15 protein-coding genes are annotated in these 16,033 nt (G+C 73.9%); 13 read left to right on the forward strand and 2 right to left on the reverse strand.

The features are described from left to right. The first annotated feature begins 103 nt into the window (after positions 1–103). The 9 genes from glmS (at position 104) to tsaD (ending at position 9,568) form a co-directional block, all read left to right on the forward strand. Positions 104–1,963 (forward strand): glutamine--fructose-6-phosphate transaminase (isomerizing), encoded by a 1,860-nt coding sequence (glmS, locus tag ABIB53_RS06705; protein WP_123091215.1) that lies wholly within the window; start codon positions 104–106, stop codon positions 1,961–1,963. Positions 1,964–2,102: 139 nt separating this feature from the next. Further along, positions 2,103–3,572 (forward strand): bifunctional ADP-dependent NAD(P)H-hydrate dehydratase/NAD(P)H-hydrate epimerase, encoded by a 1,470-nt coding sequence (locus tag ABIB53_RS06710; RefSeq protein ID WP_354587596.1) that lies wholly within the window; start codon positions 2,103–2,105, stop codon positions 3,570–3,572. After that, positions 3,569–4,399, forward strand: coding sequence for a GNAT family N-acetyltransferase (locus ABIB53_RS06715; protein WP_354587597.1), 831 nt, complete (start codon positions 3,569–3,571; stop codon positions 4,397–4,399). The genes ABIB53_RS06710 and ABIB53_RS06715 overlap by 4 nt, the downstream gene beginning before the upstream one ends. Positions 4,400–4,446: 47 nt before the next feature. Continuing rightward, positions 4,447–5,640, forward strand: coding sequence for an alanine racemase (alr, locus tag ABIB53_RS06720; RefSeq protein ID WP_354587598.1), 1,194 nt, complete (start codon positions 4,447–4,449; stop codon positions 5,638–5,640). Further along, positions 5,640–6,767 carry an alpha/beta fold hydrolase gene (locus ABIB53_RS06725; protein WP_354587599.1) on the forward strand — a complete coding sequence of 376 codons (1,128 nt, stop codon included), beginning with the start codon at positions 5,640–5,642 and terminating at the stop codon, positions 6,765–6,767. Before alr ends, ABIB53_RS06725 begins: the two co-directional genes overlap by 1 nt. After that, a complete protein-coding gene (gene tsaE, locus ABIB53_RS06730) occupies positions 6,764–7,246 on the forward strand; it encodes a tRNA (adenosine(37)-N6)-threonylcarbamoyltransferase complex ATPase subunit type 1 TsaE (protein WP_354587600.1) in 483 nt (160 codons plus the stop codon). The genes ABIB53_RS06725 and tsaE overlap by 4 nt, the downstream gene beginning before the upstream one ends. Next, positions 7,246–7,989 (forward strand): tRNA (adenosine(37)-N6)-threonylcarbamoyltransferase complex dimerization subunit type 1 TsaB, encoded by a 744-nt coding sequence (gene tsaB / locus ABIB53_RS06735; protein ID WP_354587601.1) that lies wholly within the window; start codon positions 7,246–7,248, stop codon positions 7,987–7,989. Before tsaE ends, tsaB begins: the two co-directional genes overlap by 1 nt. Continuing rightward, positions 7,986–8,480 carry a ribosomal protein S18-alanine N-acetyltransferase gene (rimI, locus tag ABIB53_RS06740; protein WP_201465676.1) on the forward strand — a complete coding sequence of 165 codons (495 nt, stop codon included), beginning with the start codon at positions 7,986–7,988 and terminating at the stop codon, positions 8,478–8,480. The genes tsaB and rimI overlap by 4 nt, the downstream gene beginning before the upstream one ends. Then, the gene (gene tsaD / locus ABIB53_RS06745) at positions 8,477–9,568 is read left to right on the forward strand and encodes a tRNA (adenosine(37)-N6)-threonylcarbamoyltransferase complex transferase subunit TsaD (RefSeq protein ID WP_068273258.1); all 1,092 of its coding nucleotides are present in this window, start codon (positions 8,477–8,479) and stop codon (positions 9,566–9,568) included. The genes rimI and tsaD overlap by 4 nt, the downstream gene beginning before the upstream one ends. A 161-nt stretch (positions 9,569–9,729) precedes the next feature. On the opposite strand, the gene ABIB53_RS06750 is transcribed toward tsaD, so the two are convergent. Continuing rightward, positions 9,730–10,749 carry a glycoside hydrolase family 3 N-terminal domain-containing protein gene (locus tag ABIB53_RS06750; protein WP_229300632.1) on the reverse strand — a complete coding sequence of 340 codons (1,020 nt, stop codon included), beginning with the start codon at positions 10,747–10,749 and terminating at the stop codon, positions 9,730–9,732. Between ABIB53_RS06750 and ABIB53_RS06755 the strand changes: the two genes are divergently transcribed. Beyond that, positions 10,715–11,002 carry a hypothetical protein gene (locus tag ABIB53_RS06755; protein WP_354587602.1) on the forward strand — a complete coding sequence of 96 codons (288 nt, stop codon included), beginning with the start codon at positions 10,715–10,717 and terminating at the stop codon, positions 11,000–11,002. The two genes, ABIB53_RS06750 and ABIB53_RS06755, sit on opposite strands and share 35 nt — an antisense overlap. A 21-nt stretch (positions 11,003–11,023) precedes the next feature. Here the strand turns inward: ABIB53_RS06755 and ABIB53_RS06760 are convergent, their stop codons facing one another. Then, on the reverse strand, positions 11,024–12,265 hold the full coding sequence (locus ABIB53_RS06760; protein WP_123091207.1) for a class I SAM-dependent methyltransferase: 1,242 nt from the start codon (positions 12,263–12,265) through the stop codon (positions 11,024–11,026). A gap of 425 nt (positions 12,266–12,690) precedes the next feature. Here ABIB53_RS06760 and ABIB53_RS06765 point away from each other — a divergent pair, with 425 nt between their 5' ends. The 3 genes from ABIB53_RS06765 to groL all read left to right on the forward strand — a co-directional run bounded on the left by ABIB53_RS06765 (position 12,691) and on the right by groL (position 15,844). Continuing rightward, a complete protein-coding gene (locus ABIB53_RS06765; RefSeq protein WP_354587603.1) occupies positions 12,691–13,677 on the forward strand; it encodes an ArsR/SmtB family transcription factor in 987 nt (328 codons plus the stop codon). Between the two features lie 164 nt (positions 13,678–13,841). Beyond that, positions 13,842–14,135 carry a co-chaperone GroES gene (groES, locus tag ABIB53_RS06770; protein ID WP_068273266.1) on the forward strand — a complete coding sequence of 98 codons (294 nt, stop codon included), beginning with the start codon at positions 13,842–13,844 and terminating at the stop codon, positions 14,133–14,135. 98 nt (positions 14,136–14,233) lie between these two features. Further along, the gene (gene groL, locus ABIB53_RS06775; protein WP_123091205.1) at positions 14,234–15,844 is read left to right on the forward strand and encodes a chaperonin GroEL; all 1,611 of its coding nucleotides are present in this window, start codon (positions 14,234–14,236) and stop codon (positions 15,842–15,844) included. Positions 15,845–16,033: the final 189 nt, after the last annotated feature.

The following is a 16,033-nucleotide window of genomic DNA, read 5'->3' on the forward strand; positions in this document are numbered from 1 at the left end:
CCGGCGGGCCGGGACGGCTGACCGGCCGCGTCGGCACGGCGGCGCGTCCCGCCCGCGCGTCGTGATGAGACCCCTTCAGGCCGTGGCAGATACGCTTCGGCCCATGTGTGGAATCGTGGGATATGTCGGCCCGGACACCGACGGCAAGGCGCTCGGCGTCGTCATGGAGGGGCTCGCGCGCCTCGAGTACCGCGGGTACGACTCCGCGGGCGTGGCGCTCGTGTCGCAGGACGAGGTCTTCACCGCCAAGCGCGCCGGCAAGCTCGCCAACCTCACCGCCGCCCTCGAGGGCGCGACGGTGCCGACGTCGCGCACCGCGATCGGGCACACCCGCTGGGCCACCCACGGCGGCCCGACCGACGCCAACGCGCACCCGCACCGCGGCGGTCCCGACGGCAAGCTCGCCGTCGTGCACAACGGCATCATCGAGAACTTCCACGCGCTGAAGAACGAGCTGCTCGCCGAGGGCGTCACCTTCACCTCCGAGACCGACACCGAGGTCTCCGCCCACCTCCTGGCCCGTGCCTTCGCCGCCACCGGTGACCTCACCGAGGCCATGCGTGACGTGGTCAACCGGCTCGAGGGCGCCTTCACCCTCCTCGCCGTGCACGCCGACGACGCCGACACGGTCGTCGCCGCCCGCCGCAACAGCCCGCTCGTCGTCGGCGTCGGCGAGGGCGAGAACTTCCTCGGCTCCGACGTCGCGGCCTTCATCGGCTACACGAAGCACGCCGTCGAGCTCGAGCAGGACCAGATCGTCACGATCACCCCGCAGGGCTACTCGATCGTCGGCTTCGACGGCACGCCCGCGCAGGGCAAGGACTACGAGGTCACGTGGGACGCCGCGGCCGCCGAGAAGGGCGGGTACGAGACCTTCATGGAGAAGGAGATCCACGACCAGCCGGCCGCCGTGCGCGACACGCTGCTCGGTCGCACCGACGAGGACGGCCGGCTCGTCCTCGACGAGCTGCGCATCTCCGAGGAGGAGCTGCGCGAGGTCAACCGGATCTACGTCGTCGCCTGCGGCACCGCGGCCTACGCGGGCATGGTCGCGAAGTACGCCATCGAGCACTGGACCCGGATCCCGGTCGAGGTCTCGCTGGCCCACGAGTTCCGCTACTGCGACCCGATCGTCGACGCCCGCACCCTCGTCGTGTCGATCAGCCAGTCCGGCGAGACGATGGACACCCTCATGGCGGTCAAGCACGCCAAGGACCTCGGGGCCCGCACGATCTCGATCTGCAACACCCACGGCAGCACGATCCCGCGCGGCTCCGACGCCGTGCTCTACACGCACGCCGGCCCGGAGATCGCCGTGGCGTCGACGAAGGCCTTCGTCGCCCAGATCACCGCCTGCTACGTCCTCGGCCTCTACCTCGCCCAGCTGCGCGGCCAGACCTACGCGGACGACGCGAAGCAGGTCATGGCCGAGCTGCACGAGATGCCCGAGCACATCGAGACCCTGCTCGCGTCGACCGACCGCGTCGAGGAGATCGCGCGCTTCATGGCCGACTCCCGCTCGGTGCTCTTCCTCGGGCGCCACGTCGGCTACCCGATCGCCATGGAGGGCGCGCTCAAGCTCAAGGAGCTCGCCTACATCCACGCCGAGGGCTTCGCGGCCGGTGAGCTCAAGCACGGCCCGATCGCGCTCATCGAGCCCGGCCAGCCGGTCTTCGTCGTCGTGCCCGGTCCGGACACCCCCCACGGCCTGCACAAGAAGGTCGTCTCCAACATCCAGGAGATCCGGGCGCGCGGGGCGCGCACGCTCGTCATCGCAGAGGAGGGCGACGAGGACGTCGTGCCCTTCGCCGACGAGGTGATCCGGGTGCCGAAGACCTCGCCGCTGCTCCAGCCGCTGCTCACGGTCATCCCGCTGCAGGTCTTCGCCCTGCACCTGTCGACGGCCAAGGGCCTCGACGTCGACCAGCCGCGCAACCTCGCGAAGTCCGTCACCGTCGAGTGACGCGGGCTCTCCCGCGAGCTACCACGCAGTACTGGTCACGATGACGACCAGTACTGCGTGGTAGCTCGCGTCGCAGCGGGGCCGGTCGCGTCGGGGCGGGGGGCGGTCGCACGGCGCGAAGGGGGATAGCGTCGGCGGGGTGATCCACGGATACCGAGCCGACCAGGTCCGCGCCGCCGAGCAGGGGGAGCCCGAGCTCCTCGAGTCCGGCGAGCTCATGCGTCGCGCCGCGAAGGCGCTGGCGAAGGTGGCCCGCCACCGGCTGCGCGAGCAGGGCGGCCAGCGCGTCGTCGCGCTCGTCGGCCCCGGCAACAACGGCGCCGACGCCCTGTGGGCCGTGCACCGGCTCGCGAAGAAGGGGCTCGACGTCGCCGCGGTCGTCCACGACACCACCGCGGTGCCGGCCCAGCAGGAGGCCGCCGAGGCCGCGGCCGCCGCCGGCGCACAGCTCCACGCGGGTGACGGTCCCGAGGCGCTCGCGACGATCTCCGCCGCGCACGTCGTCCTCGACGGCATCACGGGCCTCGGGGGGCGCCCGGGGGTCCCGCTCTTCGCCAGGCACTGGGTCGACGCGATCTACCCCGGCGCCTACGTCATCGCCGTCGACGCCCCCTCCGGGCAGCCCGTCGACGGCGGACCAGTCGTGCCCGACGCGGTCTTCGCCGACGAGACGGTGACCTTCGTCGCGCCCAAGCCGGTGCACCTGCTGCCGCCCACCGAGTCGACGACCGGCCTGCTCACGGTCATCGACATCGGTGTCCGGGCGCCCGGCGAGCCGGCCGTCACCTCGCTCGACCCCGACGACGTCGCGGCCCTGTGGCCGGTCCCGCAGCGCGGCGACGACAAGTACTCCCGCGGCGTCCTCGGGCTCGTCGCCGGCGGCGAGTCCTACACCGGGGCGGCGGTGCTCTCCGCGACGGCGGCGGTCACCGCGGGCGTAGGGATGCTGCGCTACGTCGGCACCCCCGAGCCCGAGGCGCTCGTGCGCGCCTCCGTGCCCGAGGCCACCCACGGGCCCGGACGGGTGCAGGCCTGGGCGATCGGCCCCGGTCTCGACGTCGCGTCCCGGGCGAAGGGGGCCAAGGCGCAGCTCGACGTCGCGCGAGAGGCCCTCGACTCCGATCTGCCGGTCCTCCTCGACGCCGGCGGTCTCGATCTCGTCACCGGGGTCCGCGACGCCCCGACCCTGCTCACGCCGCACGCCGGCGAGGCCGCGCGGCTGCTCTCGCGGCTCGGGGGCGGCGAGGTCGAGCGGGCCGACGTCGAGGCCGACCCGGTGACGCACGCCCGGCGGATCGGCGAGCTCACCGGCGCCACCGTCCTGCTCAAGGGCGCGAGCACCCTCGTCGTGCCCCCGAGCGGTCCGGTCCTCGTCCAGTCCAGCGCCCCGGCCTGGCTCGCGACGGCTGGCTCCGGCGACGTCCTCACCGGTCTCGTCGGCACCCTGCTCGCCGCCGGGCTCGACCCCGCAACTGCCGGCGCCCTCGGCGCGCTCGTCCACGGCGAGGCCGCGCACGACGCGAGCGGCGGCGGGCCCGTCCGGGCCCTCGCCGTCGCCGAAGAAATCGGTCGAACCCTCGCGCGCCTCCTGGCAGCATCGCCGGGGTGACCGACACCCCCTTCGCCGCCGCCACCCTCGACCGGGCCGCGCTCCTCGCGCTCTACGACGAGCACCTGCGTGCCGAGGGCGAGGTGCCCTCCGCCGACCGCGTCGAGCGGGTCGGCCCGGTCCTCGTCGGGCGCTACGGCGCCGAGCGAGGCTTTGTCACCTACCGCGACCTCGGCGGTCTCGACGCCGAGGGCATCGCCGACCTCGTCGCGCGGGTCGTGCGTCCGCTCCTCGACGACCCGGCGGTCGACGTCGTCGAGTGGAAGACACGCGGCCACGACGAGGCCCCGGGCCTCGACGAGGCGCTGCGCGCGCACGGCCTGCAGCCGCAGGAGGTCGAGTCGGTGATGATCGGCGCGGCGAGCGCGCTCGCGCTCGACCTGCCGCTGCCGCACGGCGTGACCATCCGTCGGGTCGAGGACGAAGGGGGGCTGCGCGCGGCCGAGGCGTGCGCGGCGGCCGTCTTCGACAGCTCGCCGCAGGACGCGCGCCGGATCGCCGACGAGATCGTGCGAAGGGTGATGTCGGGGCGCGACGACCTCGAGATGTGGGTCGCCGAGCACGACGGCCAGGTCATCTCGTGCGGCCGGCTCGAGCCGGTGGGCGACTCCGGGGTCGCCGGCATCTGGGGCGGGGCCACCCTGCCGCAGTGGCGCCGCCAGGGCGTCTACCGGGCGCTCACCGCCGAGCGGGCCCGCTCGGCGATGCGGCGCGGCGTGCGCTGGATCCACTCGGACTCGACCGAGGGGTCCCGGCCCGTCCTCGAGCGCTCGGGCCTCGTGCGGGTGACGGCGACGACCCCCTACGAGTGGCGCCGGACCCGCTGAGCAGCCTGCGCGGTCGCCCGGGGCAGCCGACCTAGGATGGGACGACCATGTCCACCGCCCCGCTCGAGCCCACCTCGTCAGCCCCGCCCTACCTCGGCACGAGCCGCGTGAGCGTCGACCTCGACGCGATCCGCGACAACGTCGTCGAGCTCGACCGCCGGGCCGGTCAGGCCGGCGTCATGGCCGTCGTCAAGGCCGACGCCTACGGTCACGGCCTCGTCCCCTCGGCCCGGGCCGCGATCGCCGGCGGGGCGCGCTACCTCGCCGTCGCCCAGCTCGCGGAGGCCCTCGGGCTGCGCCGCTCCGGTGTCGATGCGCCCCTGCTCACCTGGCTCTTCGCCCCGGGCGACGACCTCACCGAGGCGGTCCGGACGGGCATCACCCTGTCCGCCGGCTCCCCGTGGGCCCTCGAGGCGATCGCCGGTGCCGCTCGCGAGACGGGCCTGACCGCCCGCACCCACCTCAAGGTCGACACCGGCCTGGGCCGCGGCGGGTCGTGGGGCGAGGACCTCGAGCACGTCCTGCGCCGGGCGGCCGAGCTCGCGACCGAGCAGGTCGTCGAGGTCGAGGGCATCTGGTCGCACTTCGCCTGGGCCGACGCCCCCGAGCACCCGACGGTGCGCGCGCAGCAGGAGGTCTTCGAGACGACGTGCGCGCGGGCCGAGCGGCTCGGGCTGCGGATCCCCCTTCGTCATCTCGCGAACTCCGCGGCGACCCTCACCAACCCCTCCGCCGCCTTCGACCTCGTGCGTCCCGGTCTGGCGGTCTACGGGCTGTCGCCGGTGCCCGACCTCGGGTCGCCCGAGGACTTCGGGCTGCGCGAGGCGATGCGGCTGACCGCCCGCCTCGTGTCGGTCAAGGACGCCCCGGCCGGCCAGGGCGTCTCCTACGGCCACGAGTACACGACCTCGCGGGCGACCCGCCTCGGCCTCGTGCCGCTCGGCTACTCCGACGGCATCCCGCGCCACGCGGGCAACGCCGGCCCGATCCAGGTCGGGGGAGACCGCCTGCGCATCGCCGGACGCGTGTGCATGGACCAGGTCGTCGTCGACCTCGGCCCGGGCAGCGACGCGCAGCCCGGTGACGAGGTCGTGCTCCTCGGCCGCGGCGTCGACGGCGAGCCGACCGCGCAGGACTGGGCGGAGGCGGCCGGCACGATCAACTACGAGGTCGTCACCCGCATCGGCGCCCGCGTGCCGCGGGTCTACCTCGGCGGGGCCGGCTCGGGGGAGCGGTCGTGATGGCCTCGCGACGCACGAAGACCGCGCTCGGGGCCTCGCTGGGCGCCGGTGTCATCGCCGCGGGCGCCGGGGCGATCGCCGCTCGCCGTGGCCACGGCCCGGTCCGCACCTCGCACCCCGACGGCACCCACCCGTGGGGCTTCACCCCCGGTCGGGTCGAGTCGGTCCTCGCGACCGACGGCACCGTCCTGCACGTCGAGGTCGACGAGCCGAAGGGGTCGACCCGCCGCGGTCGTCCCACCGTCGTCCTCGTCCACGGATTCACGATCGACCTCACGACGTGGGCGCACCAGCGCCGGCGCCTCGTGCTCGAGGGCTACCGCGTCGTCACCTACGACCAGCGCAACCACGGGCTGTCCGGGCAGGGCGACCTCTCGGACTGCACGATCGAGCAGCTCGGCCGCGACCTGCGCAGCGTCCTGGAGGCCGTCGTGCCGAGCGGCCCGGTCGTGCTCGTCGGGCACTCCATGGGCGGCATGACGATCATGAGCCTGGCCCAGCAGCAGCCCGCGCTCGTCGAGGAGCGGGTGCGCGCGGTCGGGCTGGTGTCGACGAGCGCGGGCGGCGGCGGACTCGTGAGCGTCGGCTTCGGGCCCCTGCTCGACGGCCTCGTCGTGCGCCTCGGCCCGGGCCTGCTGCGCCGCCTCGGTTCGCGCGACGGCGTCTGGGGCGGTCTGCGGCGCGTCGGGCGTGACGCCGAGCGCACGGCGGTCCAACGCTACGGCTTCGGCGAGCGGGCCGACGACGAGACGCTGTCGTACTTCTCCGACGTCATCTTCTCGACCCCGCTGGCGACGATCGCGGCCTTCTTGCCCCAGCTCGACGAGCTCGACGTCCGCGACGCGCTCCCCGGGCTGGCGCGCACGGAGGTGCTCGTGCTCGGCGGCAGCCGTGACCAGCTGACTCCTCCCTCGCACAGCGAGGCCATCGTCGACCTCGTGCCGCGGAGCGTGCACGTCGTCGTGCCCGGCGCGGGTCACCTCCTGCCGATGGAGCGGCCCGACGTCGTGACGGGCGAGCTCCTCGCGCTCGTCGAGCGGGGCGTCGCCGCCCGGGCCCGCAGCGGCCGCTCGGCCTCGGGGGTCGAGGTGCGCGACACCGGGGCGGGCGTCGAGGCGAGCGCATGACCTCGATCTCGCTGCCGACCCCGCAGAGCACCCGAGAGGCCGGCCGACGCCTCGGCGAGTCGCTGCGTGCCGGCGACCTCGTCGTGCTCACCGGCGGCCTCGGTGCCGGCAAGACGACGATGACCCAGGGCCTGGCCGACGGGGTGGGCGTGCGCGGGCCGATCACCTCGCCGACCTTCGTCATCGCCCGTGTGCACCCGAGCCTCGTCGGCGGGCCGGCTCTCGTGCACGTCGACGCCTACCGGCTCGGGGGCGCCGCCGAGCTCGACGACCTCGACCTCGACACCGACCTCACCGACAGCGTCACCGTCGTCGAGTGGGGCAGCGGCCTCGTCGAGGACCTCAGCGAGGACCGTCTCGAGATCACCCTCGCCGCCGACTCCGAGACCGAGGCGCGCACGCTGACCCTCACCGGCCGTGGCCGGTGGGCAGGCGCGCCCGCCGACGCCCTCGTCCGATCCCTCACCGCGGAGGTCTGATGCTCCTCGCGCTCGACACCTCGACCTCGGCCGTCGCCGTCGCCCTGCTCGACCTCGACGGCGGCCTGCTGGCGCAGGAGCACGTCGTCGACCCCCGGGGGACGACCGAGCTCCTCGCGCCGCTCGTGCAGCGGGCGCTCGCCGCCGCCGGTGCGACGCCGGCCGACGTCGAGCTCGTCGCCGTCGGCACCGGGCCCGGTCCCTTCACGAGCCTGCGGGTCGGCATCGTCACCGCGCGGACCTTCGCCCTCGCCCGCTCGGTGCCCGTCCTCGGGGTCCCCTCGCACGACGCGATCGCCCACGAGTGGTACCTCGCCGGGGGGCGGGGCCCGCTGCTCGTCGCGACCGACGCCCGACGCAAGGAGGTCTACGCGAGCGTCTACGCGCAGGCCGCGGGCGACGAGAGCGCGCTGCCCTGGCAGCTGACGCGCGGTCCGCTCGTCAGCCGCGCCGTCGACCTGCCCGAGGGCGAGCGCGTCCTGCCCACCGCCGGTCGTGGTCCCTCGCTCTACCCCGAGGCGCTGGCGAACGCCGACGGCCCGCTCGACGTCTCCGCCGCAGCGCTCGGCGGGGTCGCCCTGGCCCGCCACCGCCTCGGTCTCGACCAGCCCACCGACCCGCTGTACCTCCGCCGCCCCGACGCCACCCCGTCGGTGCCACGCTCGGCGATCGGCGCCCAGCGCCAGGACGAGCAGACGCCCGGCACCCCCTCCGCCGGGCCCGCGGGGGCGACCCAGCAGTGAGCGCGACCGCGACGACGCCGACGTGGCGCGCGGTCGGGTGGCGAGACATCCCCGCGCTCGCCGCGCTCGAGCAGCAGATCTACCCCGACGACGCGTGGTCCGAGCAGTCCTGGTGGGGCGAGCTCGCCGCGCGTCCGCGGCGCGACTACGTCATCGTCGAGGACGACGAGGGCGTGCTCGGCTACGCCGGTCTGGACCACGGCGGCGAGGTGGGTGACGTCATGACGATCGCCGTCGCGCCGCGCGGCCGCCGCCGCGGGCTCGGTCGGTCGCTGCTCGACGAGCTCGTCGCCCGGGCGCGGGCCGGCGGCGCCGCCCGCCTGCTGCTCGAGGTGCGCGCCGACAACGTCGCGGCCCGTGCCATGTACGAGGCCGCCGGGATGAGGCTGCTGAGCAGCCGACGCGGCTACTACCCCGGGGGAGTCGACGCGCTCGTCCTCGGGCTCGACCTCGACACCCCTTCGCCGCCCGACGGACCGGAGAGCCGATGACCCCGCCCACCACCTCCACCCCGCTCGTCCTCGGCATCGAGACGTCGTGCGACGAGACCGGCATCGGGATCGTCTGCGGCGAGGAGCTGCTCGTCGACGCGATCGCCAGCTCGGTCGAGGAGCACGCCCGCTTCGGCGGCGTCGTGCCCGAGGTCGCCAGCCGCGCCCATCTCGAGGCGATGGTCCCGACCCTCGAGCGTGCGTGCGCCCAGGCCGGTGTGCGCCTGCAGGACCTCGACGGCATCTCCGTGACCTCCGGGCCCGGTCTGGCCGGCGCGCTCATGGTCGGCGTCGCCTCGGCGAAGGCCCTGTCCGTCGCCCTCGGCATCCCGCTGTACGGGGTCAACCACCTCGCCAGCCACGTCGCCGTCGACATCGTCGAGCACGGGCCGCTGCCCGAGCCGACCCTCGCGATGCTCGTGTCGGGCGGGCACTCCTCGTTGCTGCTCGTCCCCGACGTCACGCACGACATCCGCAGCCTCGGGTCGACGATCGACGACGCGGCCGGCGAGGCCTTCGACAAGGTCGCACGGGTGCTCGGGCTGCCCTTCCCCGGCGGGCCGCACGTCGACCGGGCCGCGCGCGACGGGCAGGTCGTCATCGACTTCCCCCGCGGGCTGACGACCGGCCGCGACATGCAGCGCCACCGCTTCGACTTCTCCTTCTCCGGTCTCAAGACCGCCGTCTCGCGGTGGGTCGAGCACCAGCGCGCCGACGGCGTCGCGATCTCCGTGCCCGACGTCGCCGCGTCCTTCCAGGAGGCGGTCGTCGACGTGCTCACCCGCAAGGCCGTCCTCGCGTGCACCGAGCACGACGTCGCCGCGCTGCAGGTCGGCGGAGGTGTCGCCGCCAACTCGCGGCTGCGCGCGATGGCCCAGGAGCGCTGCGACGCGGCCGGCATCGAGCTGCGCATCCCGCGCCCGGGGCTGTGCACCGACAACGGCGCGATGGTCGCCAGCCTCGGCGCGCAGATGATGATCAAGGGCCGCCCGGCGAGCGACCTCTCGCTCCCCGCGGACTCCTCGATGCCGGTGACCGACGTGCAGTCCGGGCTGCCGGTGCACGTCGACCACGACCACGCCCACTGAGGCCGCCACCCCCTTCGCGCCCCGCCGCGCCCCCTTCGTGCTCGGCTGCGCCCCCACCTACCACGCCGTAGGTGGGGTGATCACGACCAGTACGGCGTGGTAGCCGGGTCGGCAGCCGGCGGCGAAGGGGGGGGCCGGCGGAGGGGCGAGCGCGGACGGGGTCAGCCGCAGCGCAGCAGGCCCATGTCCTCCTTCAGAGTGAGGACGCGCGTCACCGAGGCCTGCACCTGCTCGGCGAAGTCCTCGTCGGACGCCGCCCGGCGCACGATCGCGGAGGTCATCGTCTGCGTCTGGGTCGCGTCGGCGGTGAGGACGACGTCGCCCCCGGCGGCGATGAAGCGGGTCGCGCGCTGGCCGACGGGCACGTCCGCGACCGCCTTGGCCACCCCGACGTCGTCGGTGACGACGACGCCGTCGAAGCCCATCTGCTCGCGGAGCAGGTCGGTGACGACCGCCCGGCTGAAGGGCGCCTGGTTGTCGGCGTCGATCTTCGGGTAGCGGGCCGACCCGACCATGACGAGCGTCGGCGTAGCCCGCATCGCGGCGGCGAAGGGGGCGAGGTGCGGGTCCGACGTCGTCGCCGTGGAGTCGGTGATGCCCGAGGCCGTCGCGTCGGTGTTGCCGGTGATCCGGCCGATACCGGGGAAGTGCTTCGTCGTCGGCATGACACCCGCCGCGTGCATCCCCTTCGCGAAGGCCGTCGCGCCCCGCGTCACGGCCGCGGGGGTCGAGCCGTACTCGCGCCCGTACTGCCCGATGGGGGCGTTGCCCCGGCCGATCTCGGCGGGGACGGTGTCGGTCGTCGGGGCGAGGTTGACGTTGACCCCCGCCTGCTCGAGCTCGGCTCCCCACCCCTTCGCCTGCCGGGTGAGCTCGGCCGGTGCGAGGGCACCCTGCTCACGCCCGGAAGGGATGGTCGAGAAGCCCTCGCCGGTGAGCTGCTGGACCTCGCCGCCCTCCTGGTCGGCCGCGACGAGGACACCGACGCGGGTGCCGCCGACGCGCACCGCGGAGTCCTGCAGGTGCTCGCTCGTCGCGGCGACGTTCGCCCGGCCGGTCCAGCCGCCGAGGTAGAGCATGCTGCCGAGCCCGTCGGCGAGCTGTGCGTCGAGGCCGTTCGTGCCCATCTGGGGGGTGAGCGCGACCATGAGCAGCTGGCCGGCGTGCTGGGTCGGCGTCATCGCCGCGACGGTGCGGCTCACGCAGGACGAGACGACCGGGGTGCTCGACGTGCTGCTCGTGGCGCTCGAGGGGCTCGAGGTGGTGCTGCTGCTCGGGCTCGAGGCGCTGCTGGGGGAGGTGCTGCTCGAGGTGCCGCTGGAGGACGCGCTGCTGGAGGACGTGCTGCTCGTGCCGGTGCTGCTCGAGACGGGGGAGTCCCCCGAGCACGCGGCGAGGGCGAAGACCGCCAGGGTCGCGGGGGTGAGGAGGTAGCGGTGCGTCACCCGGGTCACGCTACGCGAGCGGCTCGACGACGACCGCCGCGCTCTCGCCGGCCACTCGCGTCAGCACGACGACCGCCTGGGCCCCGTCGCCGGCCCCGCGGCCGATGCGCAGCCCGCGTCGCAGCTGCTCGTCGTCGACCCGGATCCCGCGCTTCTTGATGGTCAGACCGGTGATGCCGCGCTCGCGCAGCCAGGCGCGCAGCACCTTGACGTTGTAGGGCATCGCCTCGACGACCCGGTAGCCGCGGGCGAAGGGGACGTCGTGCGCGCTCTCGCTCGTCACGAGCCCCAGACCGGGCTCGACCTCCGCCCCGCCGACCTCTCGGGTCAGCGCGCCGACGAGACCGGCCCGCACCACCGCGCGGTCGGCCTCGTAGAGGTGCGCGCCGAGCCCCCCGAGCGAGGCGACGGCGGGCGGGTCCTCGTCGGCGTGCGACTGGTCGACCCGCACGCTCGGCGCCCCGTGCCGCATGACGAGCGCGCTGCGCCCGGCGGTGCGCACGAGGGGGCCCCACCACACAGAGCACTCGAGGACCGTGCCGTCGTAGGAGACCCACTGCGCCTCGGTGCCCAGCGGGGGCACGTCGTGCGGCAGAGAGGGCGACATCTTCACCCCGGTCGCCGGCACGGCGGTGGCCAGCTCGAGGACGAGGTCCCACGACGGCGAGAGCTCCTCGAGCCGGAAGACCCGACGGGTGCGCCCCTGCGCGTCGGCGACCCCGGGGGTGCGCCGCGCGGGGTCGAGCCAGATGCCGACCCGGGCGTGGATCGGGTCCGCCGGGGGCTGCAGGTCCTCGGCCAGGCCGACGCGTGCGCGGCTGTCCGGCCACGGTCGCAGGTTGCTGTCGGCGACGGCGGCGGTCACGGGGTCCCGGTCCAGGCCTTGGACGGTGACGCCGAGCGAGCTCATCGCCATCGCGTCCGAGCCGATGCCGCAGCCGAGGTCGTGGACGGTCGCGAGCGAGGCGGCGGCGAAGCGGGCGGCGTGGGTGGCGGCCACCTCGAGCCGGGTGGCCTGCTCGAGGCCGTCGGGGGTGAAGAGCATGCCGTCGGCGAACTCGCCGAACTTGTCCCGGGCGCGGTGGCGCAGCCGGTGCTGGGTGAGCGCCGCGGCGACGAGCTCGGGGGAGTGCCCCTGCGCCCGCAGCCGGCCCTGCACCGCGAGCACCTGCGACTCGTCGTACGGGGGGAGCGAGCTCAGCAGCTCGTGCCCCTGGGGACCCGCGAGGGCCTTGACCGTCGTGACGTCCACCGCCCCACCCTCTCACCCCCCTTCGCGCGGTGCGTCGCTCGGCCCGGCCTCCCCAGGCCGTGCCGTGGTCGTGCGCGCTGCGCGAAGGGGACCCGTCGTCGGCGCGGCCCCCTGGGACCTCCTCCGATCGGCCAGACCCCATGCGAAGGGGGACCCCTCTGGCCCCTTCGCCAGTGAGGTCCCCCTTCGTCCCTCCGGGGGCTGCCAACGGTCCCTGCGCCGGGCAGACGGGTGGCTGATCTCCTGCGCGCGCCCGCACCAGCGGGGTCACGCCGTCGAGCTCAGCTCGGGAGGCTCCTTCCGCGCAGACCGGCGTGACGTCGTGATGTGGTCACGCCCGGATCTGGCTGTGGTCTCGGTGCGATTCGTCCAGGTGACATGCTCTGACGGAGCACACCCCTTCGTGCAGAGATGAAGTGAATCCCTTGAAGGCCTTGCCCGCGCCGGACGAGCTCGTGTACCGGCTCACGCCGACCGAGCTCATGACGTCGCGCTTCGGCATCTCCGCCCTCACCGAGGCCTGCCTCTCGCTGCGCGTCATCCGTCGGCCGGAGGACTACCCGCACCTGCGCGAGTGGCGTCGGCACGTGCTCGCGACGACGCCGCTGCCCGTGCTGCAGACCCTCGCCGCGCTCGTCTCCGACGACATGTCGACCCCGGAGTTCCTCAACCCGCGGCCGCACGCGGGTGCACCGGACTTCACCGCCGAGATGCGCGAGCTGGCCCGCATGGACCCAGCGGTCGTCGGGGCCGAGCTCGACGTGCTCTTCCCCGACCGTCGCCCCGTGGCGCTGCAGGGCTCGGACGTCGCCGTGCACCGCCAGGTCGTCGCCGCGATGCAGGCGTACTGGACCCACAGCTTCGCGCCGTGGTGGGAGCGGATCAGCGCCGCGCTGCGCGAGGACATCGCCGTGCGCTCCGACGTCGCGGTGACCGCGGGGCTGCTGCCGGCTCTCGACCAGCTGAGCCCCCATCTCGAGGTCACGGCGACGCAGGTCGTCTGCCGCAACCCCAACGGGCCGAACTTCGAGGCCGACGTCGACGGGCGAGGGCTCGTCTTCGTGCCGACCCTCTTCGCGCCCTTCCCGGCCTGCCCGGTGCACGAGGGGGCGCAGCCCTACGTCCTCTACCCGGCGCGTCCGGTGCCGCTCGGGGCCGCACCGCACCGCCCCGACCTCTCCGCCCTGCTCGGGCCGGCCCGCGCGGCGGCGCTGTCCTCGGTGGGCCTGGAGACGACGAGCACCGCCCTCGGTCGCCACCTGGGCGTCTCCACCTCGGCCGCCGGCCAGCACCTGCGGTGGCTCACGAGGGCCGGCCTGCTCGAGCCGAGCCGGCGGGGGAGCAGCGTCTACTACGCACCGACCGCGACGGGCCGCCAGGTCCTCAGCTCCCACCACCACGGCCCGCGCTGACCGCCTGCTGGCACTCAGGTTGACCGAGTGCTAACGAGCGGCCTAGATTTCTGCTTGGCACTCTCCACTGGTGAGTGCCAGGACCAGAGCCGGTCGACCCCCGCGACGGCGAGCGGCTCTGACCACTGAAGACAAGCGAAGTAACTTCCATCGAAGGAGCCAACGTGTCGGTTTCGCTCAAGCCGCTCGAGGACCGCATCATCGTCAAGTCGCTCGAGGCCGAGCAGACCACGGCCTCCGGCCTGGTCATCCCGGACACCGCCAAGGAGAAGCCCCAGGAGGGCGAGGTCGTCGCCGTCGGTCCGGGCCGCGTGTCCGACGCCGGTGAGCGCGTCGCCATGGACATCTCCGTCGGCGACCGCGTCATCTACAGCAAGTACGGCGGCACCGAGGTCAAGCACGGCGGGACCGAGTACCTCATCCTCTCGGCGCGCGACGTCCTCGCGATCGTCGGCTGACCCACCTCTCAGCACGCTGACGCCCCGGGTGCGGGCCCGCCCGGGCTCCCCGGGGCGTCGCGCTGACCTCCCCCCTTCGATCAACAGTAAGGACTGACATGGCCAAGGAACTGGCGTTCAACGACTCCGCCCGTGACGCCCTCCAGCGTGGCGTCGACCAGCTCGCCAACGCGGTGAAGGTGACGCTCGGCCCCAAGGGTCGCAACGTCGTCATCAACAAGTCGTGGGGCGCCCCCACGATCACCAACGACGGTGTGACGATCGCCCGCGAGATCGAGCTCGAGGACCCCTACGAGAACCTCGGCGCCCAGCTCGCGAAGGAGGTCGCCACCAAGACCAACGACGTCGCCGGTGACGGCACGACGACCGCGACCGTCCTCGCCCAGGCCATGGTCAAGGAGGGCCTGCGCAACGTCGCCGCGGGCGCCGCCCCGTCCGGCCTCAAGCGCGGCATCGACAAGGCGGTCGAGGCCGTCTCCGGGCGTCTGCTCGAGACCGCCCGCGAGGTCGAGGGCAAGGACGAGATCGCCCAGGTCGCCTCGCTCTCCGCGCAGGACCAGACCATCGGCGGGATCATCGCCGAGGCCTTCGACAAGGTCGGCAAGGACGGCGTCATCACGGTCGAGGAGTCCTCGACCGCCGAGACCTCGCTCGACTTCACCGAGGGCATGCAGTTCGACAAGGGCTACATCAGCCCCTACTTCGTCTCCGACGCCGAGCGCATGGAGGCCGTCCTCGAGGACGCCTACGTCCTCATCAACCAGGGCAAGATCTCGACGGTCGCCGACATCCTCCCCGTCCTCGAGAAGGTCGTGCAGTCGGGCAAGCCGCTGCTCATCATCGCCGAGGACATCGAGGGCGAGGCGCTGTCGACGCTCGTCGTCAACAAGATGCGCGGCACCTTCAACGTCGCGGCCGTCAAGGCCCCCGGCTTCGGCGACCGCCGCAAGGCGATGCTGCAGGACATGGCCATCCTCACGGGTGCCCAGGTCATCGCCGAGGAGGTCGGCCTCAAGCTCGACCAGGCCGGTCTCGAGGACCTCGGCCAGGCCCGTCGCGTCGTCATCACCAAGGACGCCACGACGATCATCGACGGCCAGGGCGAGAGCTCGCAGGTCGAGGGCCGGGTCAACCAGATCAAGGCCGAGATCGAGCGCACCGACTCCGACTGGGACCGCGAGAAGCTCCAGGAGCGCCTCGCCAAGCTCGCCGGTGGCGTCTGCGTCATCCAGGTCGGTGCCCACACCGAGGTCGAGCTCAAGGAGAAGAAGCACCGGATCGAGGACGCGATCTCCGCGACGCGCGCCGCGATCGAGGAGGGCATCGTCGCCGGTGGCGGCTCCGCCCTCGTGCACGCCGTCTCCGTCATCGACACCCTCACCCTCGAGGGCGACGAGGCGACCGGCGCGAGCATCGTGCGCAAGGCCGCCGTCGAGCCGCTGCGCTGGATCGCCGAGAACGCCGGCCTCCAGGGCTACGTCGCGGTCTCGAAGGTCTCCGAGCTCGAGCCGGGTCAGGGCCTCAACGCCGCGACCGGTGAGTACGGCGACCTCGTCGGCGCCGGCGTCATCGACCCGGTCAAGGTCACCCGCTCCGCGCTCGTCAACGCCGCGTCGATCGCGTCGATGGTCCTCACCACCGACACGCTCGTCGTCGACAAGCCCGAGGACGAGGAGCCCGCTGCCGCGGGTCACGGTCACCACCACTGACCCGACCTCACCCCGGACGAAGGGGGCGACGCACCACGGTGCGTCGCCCCCTTCGTCGTCCCGGTGACCCGGCAGCAACGGGACCCGTGGGGGTGCTGGCCCGCATATACGGGGTCAACCGCACCAGGGGTCCAGTTACTGCCGGGTAGCTCCGGGGAGAGCTGGGATCTCGGGGCCGAGACCGCGCGG

Source organism: Janibacter sp. UYMM211 (assembly GCF_040547045.1).
Taxonomy (GTDB): domain Bacteria; phylum Actinomycetota; class Actinomycetes; order Actinomycetales; family Dermatophilaceae; genus Marihabitans; species Marihabitans melonis.